The organism is Streptomyces sp. NPDC029159 (genome assembly GCF_055564055.1).
Map to the genome: position 1 here is coordinate 802,603 of NZ_JBVHWT010000001.1, position 16,849 is coordinate 819,451.

Below are 16,849 nucleotides of genomic sequence, written 5' to 3' on the forward strand. Positions count from 1 at the left end.
ACGGCCGGCCGGCGCGGCGCACGGCCGCACACGGCCGGAGAGAAGGGTGGCCTGCGCGTCGTCGCCCGGCGCGCGCGGAACACCGCACGCCCGGCCGACGCGGCCCCTTCTAGATCCGCCACACTCCCAGCACGGCCCGCTCCCGCGGCGGCGCCCGGGTGCCCGCGATCGCCGGCGCCGGCCGCCCCGCCGGCCCCGCCACGGACGGCAGCCCGCCCGGTTCGGCCGGGACGGCGTCGGGGAAGGTCAGGGACTGCCCGGGGTGGAGCCGCGGGGGTACGTCCGCCCCGGGGCAGTGACCCGTCTCCGGCCCGGGGGAGCGGTGCACGGCGTCGGCGGCGGGCGCCACGGCGTCCACGGCCCACCGGGCGGACACGGTGAGGGAGTCCACCCGCGCCCCCGCCTCCGGCACCGGGCCGTGGGCACAGCCGAGCAGATGGACGAGGGCGGCGAGCACCACGAACAGACCGGCCACGGGCCGCCGCACGGCGCGTAACACCCCAGAGATCACATCGCTCAACGTACCGGATCCCTTACATAAAGTATTCGCCAAGGTGCAGGGCCGACCCGCTTGCCGGATCTCGCGGTCCGGGGCGGCGGCCCGGCGCGATCCGGTGCGGCCGCCCGGTGACACGAGGCGGTGGCGGGCGCGAAGAACCCGCGAACGCGGGGCGAACGGCGCGTGATCCGTAGGCGCTCCGTAGGCGTTCCGAACCGCCTGCCACACCGCCGGCCTGCGGGTTCGCCGCAGTGCGGGAAACGGGCGCGGATGCCGCCCCCGGAGATGCGCACCCGGCCCGTCGCCCCCGTACCGGGCGGCCAGGGCAGGAATTCGGGCCAGTACGAACCGGTGCGAACGCGGCCGGGAATCGTCCCTTCCGCCACACCCGCCGGGCCGGGCCCGACGCCCGCACCACCGCTCCAGCAGCGACTCGCGCTCCGCCGGCTTGAGGGCGGCGGAACCGTCGACGGACCGCCACCACTCCTTGAGCAGGGACGGGCTCGCCTCACCCGCCACGAAGCGGTCCAGGAGGACGTGGGAGAGCTCCACCTCGCGTTCCGTGTATGCCGGAGCGGCGGTGGGAACGTGGTGCTCACGTTCGCCGTCGCCCTGCGTGACGCACACCGTCATCAGCGGTGGTGTCTCGAAATCGATGAAGCCCGTCATCGCGCTGACGATATCGATGGCCCTGCTCAGACCACGCCGGAACGCCGAGCGGGCGGGGGCGTTCGGCACGCTGGCCCGCTTCACCTGTGACCAGGCCAGGACCGTGCCCGATCCCCCGACCACCTCCAGGCCCTCGTCCGTCAGCCGTATCCCCTCCCCTCCCTCACCGGTGAGGCGCCGAGCCAACAGCCGCCACCGTCGACCCAGAAGAGACCGACCATCGAGCCCCGACTCCCCGACTTCCCGGACCGCCCAGGCGGAGAGACGCCCGGTCTGCTCACGTCTGCCACTGATAGCCCCATCGTCTCGACGTCGTATGTATCCACCACATTCTTTACTCCGCGGTACGCGTCGATCGGCCAACCGTTCCTTTCCGCCAGGCAGTTGGCGGGGCATGCCGGTGAGGTGCCGCCCGGGGCGACGTCATGGCGCGTAGCCGTACGTCGCCGAGGGTGACGTCGCCATGGAGCGGGTGACGGGAAGCGAACCCGCGCGCTGAGGTGGCGAGGCGCACAGCGCTTGGGGTCCGACAACGGTCCTGTTCATCGCGTGCCGTGCACAACAGTAGAGATTTTTGTTAACCCCAATATCTAATGAATCTACGGTGAAGATCAGTCGCCAGCACCGTTCTGACCACGGTTTACCTTGTTTTCCTGTCTCAGGCGACGGGCGTAGGGAGGTCGATGTCTCACTGTTGTGTCTCGCGACTCCATGAGCACCGTGAATGCGCACTTGGTGTTTACGCCTGCTTCTCCGTACGGTCCTCATGCCGGAAGCCCAACAGGCGCAACCTTCAGGAGGCACGATGGAGTTGGCACATGATGAACAGACCGGTCTTGTTACCCGAACCCAGATCGCGGACCGCGTGGGCGTCAGGCGCCCGACCGTGTCGAACTGGGCCCGGCGGCACAGAGATTTTCCCGCCCCGGTGCGCTCCGGCGATACGGATCTCTTCCATGAGGCCGAGATCGCGCGGTGGCTGGCGAACCGCACCGTTCCACAGCCGCAATTGCGCGACGGGGAGCAGGCCGGAACCACCTACGCCGATCGATTCGGCCGGGCCGGCGGCGATCGACCGGTCGTGGAGCCCAAAGCTGCAGTAGGCCGCGCTCAGCGCAGCGGGACCGAGGACAAGAAGGCCGTCGATCAGCTGATGGACAGGCTCGCGGACCGGGTCCGGGGTCCGGCGACGATGGCAGATTTCGTGAATCTCTGTCTCATCGTGATGTATGTGCGGCATGCGGAGCCGGAGCAGTGGCGCCGTATCGAGGACGCCATGTCGGCAGGTCAAGGCGCCCGAGACGCACAATGGCTGCTCCGCTCCCTCGGTGACATGGCCCAGGACACGCTGCGCCGGCATGGCGCCAGCACCGATATGCGGAGCAGCTTGCTGCAACTGGAACCGCGAAGCTGGGACGACCTCACCACGGCAGTACGGACGGCAGCAGACACGGGCGCTGGAGCTTTCCAGCTCGTGTGGGATTCGTTCAGCGCCCGAGAAGGGCGGCAGAGCTCGGAGTTCTGTAGCCCGGTGGGCTTGGCCTCGTTGGCCGCGGCGCTGGTGCTGACTCCCGGGCAGAAGGCCACGGTGCTGGACCCTTACACAAGGGGCGGAGAGATGCTGGCGGCTGCATACCAGCACATCGGAGACGCGTCCGGGACTGTGTACGGCGAGACCCTCGACGGTCGGCTGCAGGCGGTCGCGAGTCTGTACCTTCTCCACCTCGGCGTGCGGCCGAAGCTGACCAGCACTCGGTCCGACCGATGGCCACCCCATCGCGAGCATGGTGCCGATGTCGTGCTGACGAACCCTCCGTTCAACATGAGCGACACACCAGGTCCCGGACGCCGGACGGGAAACTGGCCATACGGACCACCACCACGGGGCAATGACAATTTCGCCTGGGTGCAGTACGTCCTCGATGCGCTGGTACCGGGCGGCCGAGCAGCGGTGGTCATGCCGGTGAAGGCAGGCAATTCGGTGAACACCGCCGAGCGTGAGATCCGCCGCGCGCTTGTCCGCAGGGGGGCTGTGGAGTGCGTCATCACGCTGCCGTCCCACCTGTTCTCCGCTACGCCTGTGCCGGTCTCCCTGTGGTTGCTGCGGCGTGCCGCGCATCCGGTGCGAGAAGACATCCTGTTCGTCGATGCTCAGGAGTTGGGCGAGAAAGTCCGGCGTCGGCGAGTGCTGCGGGATACGGACCGGGACGCGATCACGGCAGTGGTCCGCCCGTGGCTCGACGGAGAGCAGTGCCCGGACGGCGAGGGGTACGCGGGGCGCGCTTCCGACCGGGGCTTCTCGGCTGCCGTCGTGCCGCGTACGGACATCGTCGGCGAGGAGTATTCGCTTCGCCCTGCCGATTACCTGGGGGGCGGAAATTACGGCGCTGCTCCCGTGGAGGACAGGCTGCGCGAAGCCAGTGACGAGGTAGCAGGGCATACGGACAGGCTGCGCTTGCTGGAGCAGCGGGCGGTGGGAGCGGAGTACGGCTACCTCATGGGCTCGGTGTCCAGCGGCTGGTACGAGGCAGTGCTTGATGACCTGTGCGAGATCCAGGCCGGCCCGTCGTATACCCGCCTTCCGGCAGGGGCGCGCACGGCGGGCATCGGTACTCCGCTCGTCTTCCCGCAGGATCTCGTCGGAGGGAAGATCGCGGACGAGCCTCCCCATCGCGTGCCGTGGGATGCGGCCGAGCGCTTCAAGAAGTTCGAGTTGCTCCCGAACGACATCGTCTGTGTCCGTACGGGAGCGCAGCAACAACCCGCGCTGGTCTCCGGATCGCAGGCCGGATGGCTGCTGAGCTCGAACGTGATGCGTCTGCGGGTACGCGAGTACGCCGAAGTCGACCCTCTGTACCTCCACGCCTATCTCGGTCTCCGGCACGCCCGCGAGTGGATGTCTCACCGCGCCGCAGCCACGGCGGCTCCCTCGCTGAGCTCTGCCGCTCTGGGCCACCTCCCCGTGCGTCTTCCGCCGATCGGGCAGCAGCGGCGGTGCGTGGACCTCCTCGGCGAACTCGGTCAACGTATCGAGGCTCATGTCTCGTACGTCGAGGCACTCGGCCGGCTGCGTGCCGAACTCGCCGAACATCTGCTGCACGGCTCGGCCGAGCCGCTGTGACGGCCTTCCACCGACTGATTTCCCCCACCCGCCTCTCCCTCTTCTCGTACGTGACCCCGAAAGGATCGAGTCCATGCCCGAACCGACAGCCCGTTCCGGACGCACCTGGAAGCTGTGGCTTGCGCTGTACGTTGCCTGTTCCATGGTGGTCGGCCTCTTCGTGAGCCTGCTGGTGCTCCGATCAGGAGCTGCCACCACCGATACCGCTCTGGCAGGCGGAGGCGGCTTCGCGACCTCGCTCGCTCTGTGCCTCGCACTTCCTGCGACCGTGCGCGAACTCAAGCGGCAGGGCTGAGCTGGGGCGGCGATCTGCGCTGCTGAGCCCGGTCCACGGGGGCCCTCAGGCCATCGGCCTGAGGGCCCCCGTCCGGGCGAGGGAGGTGAAGCGGACGCCGATGTACGAAAGCTCAGCCGGGCATTTCCCCGGTCGGATCGTGGCCACGGCCGCTCATGAATGCGGCGAAGTCCGCGATGGCCTTCCGCAGCGGTTCGGCCGCGGTCTTCGGATCGGTGCGCGTGTCCAGGCCGAGCACCAGAATGCGCCCCACCAGCCCGCGCGGCCCACGGAATTCCAGCTGGTGCTCGGAAGGTCCTTGTGGGTTGGGGTGGACCACCAGGGCGAGGGGGTTGCCGGGGTCGGTGTAGCCGGCGATGTAGGTGAGGAGTTGGTGGCGGTCCTCACGGGAGACGTTCTTCTCCGCGTAGTTCTTGTACTTCGCGTCCACGGCCAGGCAGGGCGTGGCCCCGGGGGGTGCGGCAGGCGTGGCGAAGGACAGCAGCACGTCGGGGCGGAAGGGCGGGTTACTGCTCCCGTTCCTTCCGTATGTCCGGATGTGGTGGCCCGCGTCTCTGGCCCACCGGCCACCGACAGCCACCGCTGCCTCGGCCGCCATCCTCTGGACGACGCTCTCCCAGAGATCGTCCAGCTTGAGCAACAGTCCTTGTGCCCTAAAGCCGTACGGGTTCAGCAGATCGTTGGGTCCGCCGCCGCCGAGCACCATGCGTGCCCATGCGTGGGCGGGCCGGTAGTGGTCGTTGAGTACGGAGTACTGCCCACGGGCGAGCAGTGACAACGTGTCCGGGATGCGGCGAGGGACCGGGAAGTCCTTGGCCGTGACGGTCAGCTGGTGCTTGAGGAGAGGGTCGCTCACTTGGCCGGCTACGGCTGTCAGGGCGGCTCCGCACGCCAAGTTTTCCCAGCCTCCGTCCTCGTACTCGAAGGTGCTGACGTGCAGCTGGTCGACCGCGCCGAAGCATCTGGTGGCCTGCGCCGCTACGTTCAGCCGACCCCGCAGCGTGGTGTCTACACGCTGTCGGCGTACGTAGTCCCTGCGCAGACCGCGGCGCAACAGCAGTTGGCACTCGTACAGCAAGGCGGCGGGTACCAGACCTGCGTAGCCGTCCTTGCCGAGAGGCCAGTTGCGCAGCTCCTCGGTGGTGGTGCTGTTCTGCCCGCTGGCGTACGAGAGCCAGTCGATCAGCCGATTGCCCGCGATCGGGAGCTTGGGACGGAGCACGAGCCGGATGCGGCTGAGCTCCAGAACCCCGGTGATCGTGCGCGCGGTGAGAACACAGTGGTCCAGTTTCTCGATCACACCGACGGCCTTGAGCTCACGGAGCCTGTGTAGATCGGCGGCGCTCAGGTCGGATTTCGGTACTTCGCCGGACGTGTACTCGTCGAGCGTCACTTCCCGCCTGGCGGCTCCCTGTGCCACCGGCTACCCCTCGTTCCATTCGGACTTGGCCGAGGCGCCGTCCTCGTTGAGGGGCCCGTCGGTGACGAAGACCTTCGCCAGCATGCTCGGAAGGTCCCTCGGATTCGTCTGGACGACTCGTCCCGTCCTGTTGTCCACCAGCTCGCTCAGCACGGCCTGCAGCATTGTGGGGCGGCCGAGGCAGTAGTCCGTGATGAGCGGCACGATCTCGTGGTAGAAGGCGTGCGAGAGCTGTTTCCGCGGTGGCGAGCGGCCGGTCGTCGGAGAGGAGGTATGCCTGGCCGAGCAGGTGATCCGGGCCGAATTGTGCGTCGAGCCGCTCGTTCAGACCCTCCAGCAAGGCGGCCAGCCCGAGCCCTTCGACCTCGCCGTCCAGAGAGTCCAGGTCCGGCGGTACGTCGACGAACGCGAATCTGCGTCGGATCGCGGAGTCGATGTGGCCCACGCTGCGGTCGGCGGAGTTCATGGTGCCGATGATGCGGACGTTCGGCGGCACGGTCTGCGGTTGCCCGCTGGTCGGCAGGGTGATGGAGACCGATCCCCGTTTGTCGAGTTCCAGCAAGGTGATCAACTCACCGAGAATGCGCGGCAGATCACCGCGATTCATCTCGTCCACGACTATCAGGAAGATGTCCTTCGGGGCCTTCTTCGCCTCTGCGCAGACCCGGAGGAAGACCCCTTTCTTCATCTTCAGATGGAGCCCGGCCCCGGCCGCTGCTGTGTCCGGCCGGAAACCCTCGACGAAGTCCTCGTATCCGTAGGAGGGATGGAAAGTCACCATCGTGAGCCGGGCCGCCCGCTCCTCATCTGCCTCTCCCACTTTCCCGTCGCCGTCCACCTTCTTGGGCAGTGCGGACAGTTCCGCGAGACCCGCGGCCCGCTCTCCCGGAGGCGCCTCGATCAGGTCCGCACGTCCTGCAAGGGCGAGGGCGACGCTGAGCGCCAGCCGGGTCTTGCCGGTGCCGGGCGGGCCCTGGAGCACGACCTGTCCCTTGTGCTCCAGCAGATCCCGTACTTTCCGTACGTCATCGGGAAGCTCGTCATCCGGCAGCCCGGCCCCCTTGACGGCCGCAGCCTTTCCCACGACCCTGGCGCCCTTGGCGTCAACGGTCGGATTGGGGTCTGCGTCGGCGTCGTACCGGCCTCGTCCGCGCCGGATCTCCCGCATCAAGGTGGCAGGCACCTTGGCGAGCGTCTGCTGCCAGGCGTGCCGGGGCGCATCGAAGCTCTGGGCGTACGAGGTGTCCCAGTCCACGCTCACGGTGTGGCGGTGCGTCTGCGCGTGGGGGTCGTACACGTACCCTGCCGCGACGGTGCCTACGGCCAGCACTCTCGATTTTCCTTGGTTGGCGACGACGAGATCGCCGCGCTCCAGGTCGCGGAAGGCCAGCATCTGCCGTGCAAGCCGCAGGTTTCCGCCGGTGCTGTGCGGCCACTGCTGATCCAATGCGGCCTTGAGCTCCTGGTCGCTCTCGTACTGCCCCAGGCCGCCGACTTCGTCCCAGGCGATCCGGATACAGCGATTCTGGAGGCAGTCGCCCCAGAGGCTGGCACGTTTCCCTGGCGCGATCTTCCAGATCAGGCGGTCCTGCGGACGCGGATCGTGGAAGGTGTACAGGAAGTCCGTCACCTCATGCGGACTCCACCCCTTGAACTCCTCGTACTCGCCCAGGAGTGTGAGCAGCTCGCGGTTTGCCCGCCAAGTGGGGATGCCGGAGGAGTGCGCACCAGGCCTGCCTCCCAGCAGCGCAGTGAAGTGGCGGATGTGCGCGGCGGAGAAGACGGGCAGGAACTCACCGGGGAAGTAGACCGCCAGTGCCTTGGTGGTCAGCGCCTGTCCGTATGACAGCGACTCCAGGTCGTCCAGAGGCGCGTACTTCTCTTCTCTGGCCGCGTCGAAGGCTGTCACGAACTCGGAGCGCACCTGGGCCCACGCCGCTTTGGCCCCAAGCGCGCGCAATGCGCTGGGCACGACTCGCCACTGGCCCGAACGCTGGTAGATGATGTGCTTCGCTGCGCTGCCGCCGCGGATACTGCCGGAATTGTCGGTGCCGTATTCCATCAACCGGCAGAAGGAGAGCTCGTCCCTGCGGTCGTCAGACCCCAACGCATACTGTCCCAGGTCAAGCTGTTTCCAGTTCTCCAGCGGAAACAAGGACAGCACCTGCTGCCGCTCTCCCTCCGCCATACGGGCGGCCTGCTGCGCCCCGTCCCGATCGAAGCACGCAATGCGCGCAGCGAGTCCTTCCCGGAACTGTGTGCTCTCAGCCATGTGCGCATTCTTCGGCATCAGCCCGGAGCGGCAACATCAGGGATCGGTTCCTGCCCGCTGCCCCCTCGTACCACCCGAGGCGCCTCAGGCGTTCCCGCAGGCCCGGGCAAATGATCAAAACTGGGTCCACACCGGCCTGGGCTTAGTTCCGGAGGGGGGTACTTCATAGGTGCGTATTGCTCGCGCGAAGGGGGGCTAGCTGAGCGAAGGTGGTGTGGTGGCATAAAGCCGCAGATCCAAGCGGATGGATCAGGGCGTTCGGTTGCAGCCATTTCCAGGTTTCAAGCTCACGACAGCAGTCCATGGTAAGGAGACTTTTCCGCTTATTTCAGAGTGAATCTCTACATGTTGTCGGTCGGCAAGGAGCAACTCACCGCAGAGAACGCCGGTGCGCGTGCTGACGACGACCGGATGCGTATCGGAATGCTCCGTCGTCACCCAGGCGACGACGAGTGCGCCGACCACCAGGGACACTCCCAGGACGCAGCACAGGGCAGCCCAGGCCAGTGCCCGTGTCACTCGTGCCACTTCCTGCTCGGTCCAGCGACGCAGGGCCTGCCCGCCCAGGAGTATCTCGTGCTCCGGAGTCCCGTGCGCCGCTCGTACGGCCAGGAGCGAGCCCGTAACCAGCAGCGCAAAGGCGGCTACCAGCAATCCGGTGGCGGTCGCACGGGCCGCGTCCGGCAGATCGCCGAGGTTGTCGCGGCCCTTCAGCAGGGCGAGGACCGCGAGCAGGGCTGTCAGCCCCGTGAGACCGGTGCGCCATCCTTCCGCCTGTCTGCGCAGCTCCGGAAGTCTGGTGAATTCCAGTTCACGGGCGAGTTCGGCCCAGCGGCGCTCGGATGAGGCGCTCATCGTCGGATTCGCCAGATCGCGCCGCACCCGAGGAACGACGTGTCCGGGGGCACATGGGGATGGGCGTGCCCGCACTCGCACAGGTGCACCTCCGCCAGCAGTGGCTCCGGTCCTTCCTCCGCCCTCCGTGTTGTTCCCGTCCCGAGAAGCAGGCTCAGTCTGCCCTTCGTCCCTGTTCCCGGCCGGGCCCACGGGAACAGCGTTCTGGTGGCGCCATGACAGCGTGGGCACGTCCCTGCGACGATCACACCTCCACCGTCCGGGGCCGGCTGCTGGGTGAACAGAGAGGCATCGAGCTCGCCGAGATCCTCATCGGCGTACGGCATACGGTGATCGTGTCGGTTGGCCCGCGTCATGACTTCTCTTCCCTTTCGGCGGTGCACGTCAGCTGGAGCCCGAACAGGCCTGCATATCTCTCCAGACGCCCGCGCACCCACTCGGGCGTCTCACCAACTGCCCGAGCACAGCGTTCGATCCGGTCTGGCTGGACCGGGCCGCTCAGCGCGGGAAGTTTCCCGTCGAGGCCCTCGGAGAGGAGGACCAGGTCTTGCCAGCCGGGTACGACGTCCGGTACGTCGGTGATCGACGGCGGTGTCTCCTCCAGAGCGACGTACGGCGTGATGCGCTGTTGCCAGGTGTGGCGTACCGACTCACCGAGCCGGCCCGCGATGCTGACCAGGTCGAGGGGGAGGAGGGGAGTGCCGGGCTCGGAGACGCGATACGCCGGGTCGACCGCAACGGCATCGTGGGCGCTGGGCACCTCGTCCGGCAGCGCCGCTTCTGCCTCGGCGGTCAGTTCCGGTACGAGGGCGCCGATGGCCCGCAAGGGCGCCAGAGCCTGGTACGCAGTCTGGGCGCCGAGGGTGCGGGCGCGGGCGTAACCCACCAGCCGTTGCGCGGTGAGCGGGGCCCAGCGAGGGGTTTCGAACCACTCGTAGTCCACGTCCTCGTACATGCCTTCGTCGACCAGCGCCGCGATCTCGTCCCACGTGGGAACGAACTCCCTCAGCACCTTGGGCGGGTGTGGAGCCACGAGTGCGGCGCTCAGCCCGATGTTCTGGGCTTCCTGGTGTGCGGTGTTCCACAGGACCGACAGCTGCTGCCGGAGCCGCTGGCTTCCGGTGAACAGCACGGCCGAGGTCGCCGGCACGGGATAGTCGGCGCCATCCCAGCTGGGGTCCACCCCCGAGAACGCGTATCTGCTCGGCGTGGGCAGATCGTCCCAGGCGCACAGCAGGGCCGCTGCATCCGGGAGATCTACCTCGGCCTCTCTCAACTCGTCCAGGTACCAGGAAAGCTCCTCGAACGACTCCTCGTGTGAGCGGACGAAAGCGAGGTCCCGGAGTGATACGCCGCCCTCCAGGCGGATGCCCTCCTGGTGCAGCCACCGTACGAGGTTGGCCGCGTCGGGTGAGGGGACCGCGTCCCGTCCGGAGGAGCGCCTGGTGTAGCGCCGGTGGTGGACCACTCCGAGACGCTCCGTCTCACGGGCGAGGGCGCGCTCGGCCTCCCACACGGACATGTCGCACTCCGCGGCCAGCTCGATGGTGGCGGCCCAGGGCATCATGGGGCGGCCGTCGGCGCCGTGGACGATGAAGCGGCGCAGGACGGGTAGCACCTCCGGCGACACGGCAGCCCATCGGGCGGCCAGGATCGGATCGGGTGTGGGGCGTCCCAGCCAGGCGAACGTGGCCATGCGTCGGTGCACTTCATCTGCGGTGAGGCCTGTCGTGGCTGCCACTGCCGGCACGTCCCAGGGGTGCACGGCGGGCCGCCAGCGGTGCTTGTCCTCCTGAAGGTAAAGAAGCTTCAACTCGGTGTCCGTGCAGACGTGGTCGCGATGGTGGTCCGGTACGGCGCCCAGTGGTTCGCCCACGAACGGTGCGTATCGGGTGCATGCCTCGGCCAGCTTTCCGAGCGGCTCACGAAATCTCGCGGAGGTCCGGGCGATGCCGGAGAGATCTTCGGGCGTGTGCCGGTAGTAGATCTCATCGGCGGCCTGTCGCTTGGGCGGCAGGGGCCGCCCCCAGGCAGTGATGGCGAGGCCGTCCAATGGATGGGGTTTGCTGCCCAGGAGTCCCTTCATGATGTACCAGTCTGTGAATTCCGGTTTCCAGTCGAGGTCGCCGTCACTGATGACTGCTGGCCCCGCCAGGCGCGGATGGGCGATGCGCAGGCCCCGCGTCGCGCGGAGCACCTCTGCCACGGTTGCGTCCTGTTCGTCGGCCACCAGAATCGCGTTACGCCAGTCGCCCTCGACCTTCGCCGCGATGTCCGACCAGCCCGGCTGCGGAACGGGGTGGCCGGAGAGGGACAGCGGAACCGCTGCGTTCCGGGTGCGGAACTCCGGTCCGAGCACGGCCAGCCGCCAGGGGCGGACCGCCTCGGAGAGCTTCTTCTCCTCGTACTTCGGGCGTCGGTCCTCCATGGAGGCGTCCAAACTGAACCAGCCGACCTCGTCGAGGTTCCTCTGTCGGCCGCGGCCATCCGACACGAGCACGCCTTGATCCCGCAGAGCCCTCCAGAGGATGCGAGCGACCGAGGGGTCGTGAGACTCCATGGCCCATAGCCACTGAAGGTTCAACCTCCCGCCTGTGGCCAGTACTCGGGCGCCCTGCTGGAACTGCTTCCGTGCCCATTGGGTGTCGTAGCTCTCCAACGTCTTGCGGTTGACGCTGAGTTCGCCCGCGTGCGCGCCAGACAGGTTGAGCACATATCCGTAGGTCCGCTTGTTCGCGGCGATCCCGTCGCACACGATCGCTCCGTTGCCCGAGACCCACCACAATGTGCCCGGCACCGCCTCGAAGGCGAACCGAGTGGAGAACGCTCCCGGGCCTTCACCGGACTTGATACATCCGGGCAGCCAGGTCTCCTCCGCGCCGTCCTGGTCGCGTACTTCCAGCTGGAATTCGCTGATCAGGATGAGAGAGCGCAGTACGGAAACGGCGTAGCCCCCGGGAAGCGCCCCCGCACGGCGCAGGTACAGCCGGACGCGCGTTCCGCCCTTCGGCAACGCCGCGCCGCCGTGCTCGCCCTCCTCCCGTACGCGGAAGAGACTGCCGCTGACGGGGATCTCGACGCGCAGTGCCTTCTTCGCCGGGCGACCGTCCGGGCCGACATGGCGGGTCACGATCGTCATCTCGTCGGCGAGCATGAAGTAACTGAAGACACCGATACCGAAACGGCTGTTGGGATACAGCCGCAGTGAACTGTCGTGGCGAAGCCACGCGGCCTGTTCCCGGCGGAAGGAATGGGACTGGTCGAAGCGGCGGCCGGCCCGGGTGAAGGTGTTCTTCAGTTGGTCGAATGTCATACCGACGCCGTTGTCCACACACTCGACGTAACGACCGCGACTGTCCTCGCCCACCTCGATGCGGATCCGGCCCGCCCACTCCGCCGGTTCCCGGCCGAGATCCCGCAGATACCGACCGCGCATCTCTCGGTAGCGGCAGGCATCCAGAGCGTTCTGGTACAGCTCCCGCAGCGCGAGTTCGGGCTCGCCGTCATACAGCTTCTCCCCCATGAGCAGACGGCGGATCTCCGTCTGCGCCAGCGAGAACTGGGCGAGCGGAACGTCGTACGAGTCCATGCCGTGCTCGCGGTCCGGTCGCAGCCGGTGGTCGGACAGCCTCGCCGGGATGCCTCGCAGCAGCGCGGCCTCGTCCTGGGGGAGGCGGCGGGCGGACTCCCGTAGCAGCTGACCGAGGTCGTCGGCGTCCTCGACGACCGAGGCGAGCGCCGCGTGGATCGCCGGGTGAGGGCAGACCGCGTCCAGATGCAGATACGGAGGGGCGCTCCCTTCCTGGTCGACATCCCAGAAGGCATCCCTGAGCACGGCGACCGCCTTGCTCGGCACCACCGGATCGGAGACGGCGAGATGCTCGGCAAGGACTTCTGGCAGACACCGGGTGTCGAAGGCGAGCATCCCCGCGAGCCGCAGCAGCGCTGCGAGAGGGCGTACGCGCAGGCGCCACGGTGTTCCGCGGACGATGTGGCGGTCCGGCGGTAGCGGCTGGTCGTCCGGTGGAGCTCCGACGGCGAGGCCCGCGGAGACCATGCGCAGTGCCGTGGAGAGTGATTCTGCCCGGCCGCCGAGCCGCTCGCCCGTCGTCGGCAGTGTCACGTCGAGGAGCCGAGCCACGAAGCCGTCGGCCAGCACCGCGGGTATGGCCTCCTCGTCGGTCGCGAACCGCTCCTCGATCCAGCGGTGGACCAGCCACAGGGTGACGGCATGTCGGTCATCCCCAGGGTCTGCCAGCCATCGGTACGAGTTCGTGAGCTTCTCGGTGATCTGGGGGTAGTGTTCGGTGATCTGCTCGTAGAGTCGCCGCTGGTCGTCGGCCTCGTCGTCGCGCCACACGAGTTGCGGATGGAACTCGGCGGCCTGGCTCTGCCGCTCGGCCCAGGCCATTTCGTGCAACAGGACACCGGCGATCAGCGCGGTGACCTCCAAGGCGGACAGCTCGGCGCCCTTGGGCAGGAGCTGGAGGAGGCGGCCGGTCAGCAGCCGTACCGGATAGTCGTCGTCGGCCCATGGATCGGGCAGCCGCTTCTGAGCACGGTGGACGTGGCGGGCGGCCTGTGCGGCCAGGTCCGCCAGACAGTCCTGAAGGTGGGCCACGGCATCCGTGTCGCAATCCGGGACCCGTTCCCAGAGGGCAGGTGCGCGCACGGCGGCCTGCCACGTTTCCAGTAGCTGTCTGCCCTCGGCGACCACCAGGGACCTGGTCTGTTCCGCCAGGTCGGTGCCGTAATGGATCAGGACCTTCTGCGGTCCGCCCAGCGTTCGTAAGGAAAGGGACTGGGTGTCGCGTCGGGTCTTCTCGTAGATCTGCTCCACGGTCGTGGCCTCGGTCAGCGGGTCGAAGGCCCGGGCGAGCGCCGACGTGAAGAAGCTCCCCGTCTCCGCGAATCCGCTGGGTTCACCTGGGCCGCAGCTCGTCATCATGGCGAAACCGCTGTGTGGAGGGCCCTGGACGACATTGCTGCCGAAGGCGGGTTGTTGCTCGTCCCCGGCCCACCGGCAGGCGTCGATCAACCACAGCACGCTGCTGGCCGAGCAGTTGGCCAGATAGCGGCTGATGTCGGCCTCCAGAAGCGACTCCCGTACGTGGGGCTGCTCCCACCCGGCCGCGCTGTCGCGGTTGTCGGCAGGGGCACGGGCGTCGGAGGGCACCAAGTAGTCGGTGGTGCCGACCCGGATGCCGTGCCCGGTGAAGTAGAGGAGCAGTGTGCTGCTTGGCGGCGCGCTCGCCGAGAGCTCTGCGATGCGTTCGGTGATCGCGTTTCGGGTGGGATTGCGCAGGGTCTCCACGGCGTAGCCGCTGTCCTCCAAGGAGGTGCCCAGCACATGCAGATCCGCGTCGACCGTCGCGGACAGGGAGGGAAGAACATGTTCCGCCCCCGGATTGTCGCCCACACCGATGAGCAGGGCTATGCGTCTGTTGTCTTCCACTGGGCCTCGTTCCCTTTCCGACCCGCGCATTTTTTCACCCGGCCTGGCTACAAGGAGGCATAACGGTCGAGTCGCTGGTGGACGAGCCAAGGCGCACGCTCGGGCGCCACCCTCAAGGACGGTCCACACCGGCCAGTCGTCGGAGAAGGCCGCGCCGCTGTACCAGCACTCGGACTTGAACGGCAACAAGAAGTCGCGAGCGGGCTGGACGACCTCGTGCGGACGGCCCGCAGCAAGCCCGCTCAGAAGCCTTCTGGTGCGCGACGCCTGAACTGGTTCAGACAACAACGAAGGCCCAGGTCTTCGACCTGGGCCTCAACTATGGAGCGGGTGACGGGAATCGAACCCGCACTCTGAGCTTGGGAATCACTGCCGCCTTGGTGGTCGGTAGGGTCGCTGACCTGGTATTTCTTTCCGGCGTATGTGTTGTCTGCGGGTACTCCTGGCACCTGTGTTGACCGCTGTCCACCACTCCGAAGGGCACGCTTGAGGCACGCCCCCGGCGGACGTCGGGATGACACGGTTCACTGCGCCCGCCGTGTGGGACGCCGTGACTCTTCCCGCATCGTCCGTGAGCCCGCGTTGCGGGCGCAAGCGTTGGCACTCTCAGCCGCGCTTCTCCTCCTCGGCCTCCCCCAGCCGGATGCCCTGGTGGGTGAGCGTGACCATGGCGGGGATGTTGCCGGGCTGCCAGTCGACGGTGATCAGGCCCTCACCCGCCAGGTAGGTACAGGCGGCGGCGAGGTCCAGTTCCGGGATGTCGAGGTCGTGGGCGAGCCGGGTTCCGGTCCTTCCGAGGAGGCGGTTCCTTCGCCAGCTTCGTACAGCGCCCCGAGGATCTGCTCGCGGTAGCTCTTTCGCTCGCGGAGGGTCGCCATGGCCACTCCTCTCCTGGGGCCCGTGGCCGTCAGATCTCGTCGGCGTGGGTGTGGGTGCGGCTACCGGCGGGCGGTGTGCTGCTGGCCGACGGCCGCGCCCGCGTCTCCGAGAGGGGCGGACCGCTCTGGCCGACTCCGGCACTCCCCGCCCCGCACCGCTGCTTCTTCCGGACTCGACCCACCAGGCGGTGAAACCGGGTACGGCCGTGCTCCGTATGGAAACCACCCAGTCCCGGACCGGCATCCTCGACGCCGACGCCGACGCCGACGCCGACGCCGACGCCGACGCCGACGCCGACGCCCGGACCGGACTCCCGGCCCGCCTGGTCATCGACGACCGCGTCGTACACCTCACCCAGGCCACACAACTCCTCGTCGCCACCGTTGACGATCCGGGGCCTGACGCGTGACACGTGGTGCCAGAGGTTTTCCGTCCAGGACTCTTGAGGGAGTTGGGACGACCGGAGGCCCGCCTCGGTCCTGCCGCTCGTTCGGTTCGTACGGGGCTGATCACCCATCAGCCCCTTCTCCGTGAGCGCCGGTGCCGATGGACGCTCTGCGGTGGTGAGCCAGGAGAGGGCGGGTCTACGGCGTAATCGGCGCCCATCGAGGGGCCGATGGGTTGGGTCGTCCCGGGTGCCGGGGGCGCGGAAGGAACCGGGCAGTGCTCCAGCCGGGCCGCGCACGGCACCCACCTGGCCATGCGCGGCGCTGCCACGGGCGCGGATCTCCCACGGGCATCCGCGCATGAGTACGCCTTCGTCAGGGCTCCGGGTCGTATCCGACGGCTGGCGAGTTCACCTCAGTCCGAGGCCGGCGGCGGGGACGACTCGGCGGCGCGGCGGTATTCGGCGTTGATGCGCTGGGCTTCTTCGAGCTGGTCCTCAAGGATGATGATGCGGCAGGCGGCCTCGATGGGGGTGCCCTGGTCGACGAGTTCCCGGGCGCGTGCCGCGATGCGCAGTTGGTAGCGGGAGTAGCGACGATGTCCGCCCTCGGAGCGCAGCGGGGTGATCAGGCGGGCCTCGCCGATGGCACGCAGGAAGCCCTGGGTGGTGCCGAGGAGGGCGGCGGCCCGGCCCATCGTGTAGGCGGGGTAGTCGTCGTCGTCAAGGCGGCCGAACGAGTCGTCTGCTGTCATTGCACCTCTCTCATGGAACGCATGGAGGGGCCCTGGTGCCGTACGGCACCAGGGCCCCGAAGGAACTACTACACCATCTGTCGGCCCTGATACTGCGCCGACCTCCTGTTTCCGCCGCCCCGGCCGATTTGCTGCCGGGGGTGCGGGGATCGCGGTTGCTTGACCGGAGACCACCTCACTATCGATGTCCTGCGGTACCCGGGCTCGGCCTTCGGCCCGGGCGATCCTGATGGCGCCTGGCTCC

9 protein-coding genes and 1 pseudogene are annotated in these 16,849 nt (G+C 68.1%); 3 read left to right on the plus strand and 7 right to left on the minus strand.

The window, feature by feature from the left end; genetic code table 11:
- Positions 1–109: 109 nt before the first annotated feature.
- A complete protein-coding gene (locus ACZ4U4_RS03610) occupies positions 110–511 on the minus strand; it encodes a hypothetical protein (protein WP_467868784.1) in 402 nt (133 codons plus the stop codon).
- A 1,462-nt stretch (positions 512–1,973) separates the two neighbouring features.
- On the opposite strand from ACZ4U4_RS03610, the gene ACZ4U4_RS03615 reads away from it, so the two are divergent.
- Entirely contained in the window at positions 1,974–4,289 is a 2,316-nt protein-coding gene (locus ACZ4U4_RS03615; RefSeq protein ID WP_467868785.1) for an N-6 DNA methylase, read from the plus strand.
- Positions 4,290–4,362: 73 nt separating this feature from the next.
- Positions 4,363–4,584 (plus strand): hypothetical protein, encoded by a 222-nt coding sequence (locus ACZ4U4_RS03620; RefSeq protein ID WP_467868786.1) that lies wholly within the window; start codon positions 4,363–4,365, stop codon positions 4,582–4,584.
- A gap of 112 nt (positions 4,585–4,696) precedes the next feature.
- Here the strand turns inward: ACZ4U4_RS03620 and ACZ4U4_RS03625 are convergent, their stop codons facing one another.
- From ACZ4U4_RS03625 to ACZ4U4_RS03645, 5 genes and pseudogenes are all read right to left on the minus strand, one after another.
- Positions 4,697–5,884, minus strand: coding sequence for a 5-methylcytosine restriction system specificity protein McrC (locus ACZ4U4_RS03625; RefSeq protein ID WP_467868787.1), 1,188 nt, complete (start codon positions 5,882–5,884; stop codon positions 4,697–4,699).
- 16 nt (positions 5,885–5,900) lie between these two features.
- The gene (locus ACZ4U4_RS03630; RefSeq protein WP_467868788.1) at positions 5,901–8,276 is read right to left on the minus strand and encodes an McrB family protein; all 2,376 of its coding nucleotides are present in this window, start codon (positions 8,274–8,276) and stop codon (positions 5,901–5,903) included.
- Positions 8,277–8,525: 249 nt separating this feature from the next.
- Positions 8,526–9,158, minus strand: a complete 633-nt coding sequence (locus tag ACZ4U4_RS03635; protein ID WP_467868789.1) for a hypothetical protein — start codon at positions 9,156–9,158, stop codon at positions 8,526–8,528.
- Positions 9,159–9,483: 325 nt separating this feature from the next.
- The gene (locus tag ACZ4U4_RS03640) at positions 9,484–14,586 is read right to left on the minus strand and encodes an HD domain-containing protein (protein WP_467868790.1); all 5,103 of its coding nucleotides are present in this window, start codon (positions 14,584–14,586) and stop codon (positions 9,484–9,486) included.
- Positions 14,587–15,192: 606 nt separating this feature from the next.
- A pseudogene (locus tag ACZ4U4_RS03645) lies at positions 15,193–15,464 on the minus strand (hypothetical protein).
- Between the two features lie 215 nt (positions 15,465–15,679).
- On the opposite strand from ACZ4U4_RS03645, the gene ACZ4U4_RS03650 reads away from it, so the two are divergent.
- Positions 15,680–15,874, plus strand: coding sequence for a hypothetical protein (locus ACZ4U4_RS03650; protein WP_467868791.1), 195 nt, complete (start codon positions 15,680–15,682; stop codon positions 15,872–15,874).
- Positions 15,875–16,266: 392 nt separating this feature from the next.
- Here ACZ4U4_RS03650 and ACZ4U4_RS03655 read toward each other — a convergent pair whose 3' ends face one another.
- Positions 16,267–16,605, minus strand: a complete 339-nt coding sequence (locus ACZ4U4_RS03655; RefSeq protein ID WP_467868792.1) for a MerR family transcriptional regulator — start codon at positions 16,603–16,605, stop codon at positions 16,267–16,269.
- Positions 16,606–16,849: the final 244 nt, after the last annotated feature.

Excerpts from the sequence above, each read along its gene's own strand:
- ACZ4U4_RS03615 (WP_467868785.1), top strand. The coding sequence starts at position 1,974 with ATGGAGTTGGCACATGATGAACAGACCGGTCTTGTTACCCGAACCCAG.
- ACZ4U4_RS03620 (WP_467868786.1), top strand. The coding sequence starts at position 4,363 with ATGCCCGAACCGACAGCCCGTTCCGGACGCACCTGGAAGCTGTGGCTT.
- ACZ4U4_RS03630 (WP_467868788.1), bottom strand. The coding sequence starts at position 8,276 with ATGGCTGAGAGCACACAGTTCCGGGAAGGACTCGCTGCGCGCATTGCG.
- ACZ4U4_RS03650 (WP_467868791.1), top strand. The coding sequence starts at position 15,680 with ATGGAAACCACCCAGTCCCGGACCGGCATCCTCGACGCCGACGCCGAC.
- ACZ4U4_RS03655 (WP_467868792.1), bottom strand. The coding sequence starts at position 16,605 with ATGACAGCAGACGACTCGTTCGGCCGCCTTGACGACGACGACTACCCC.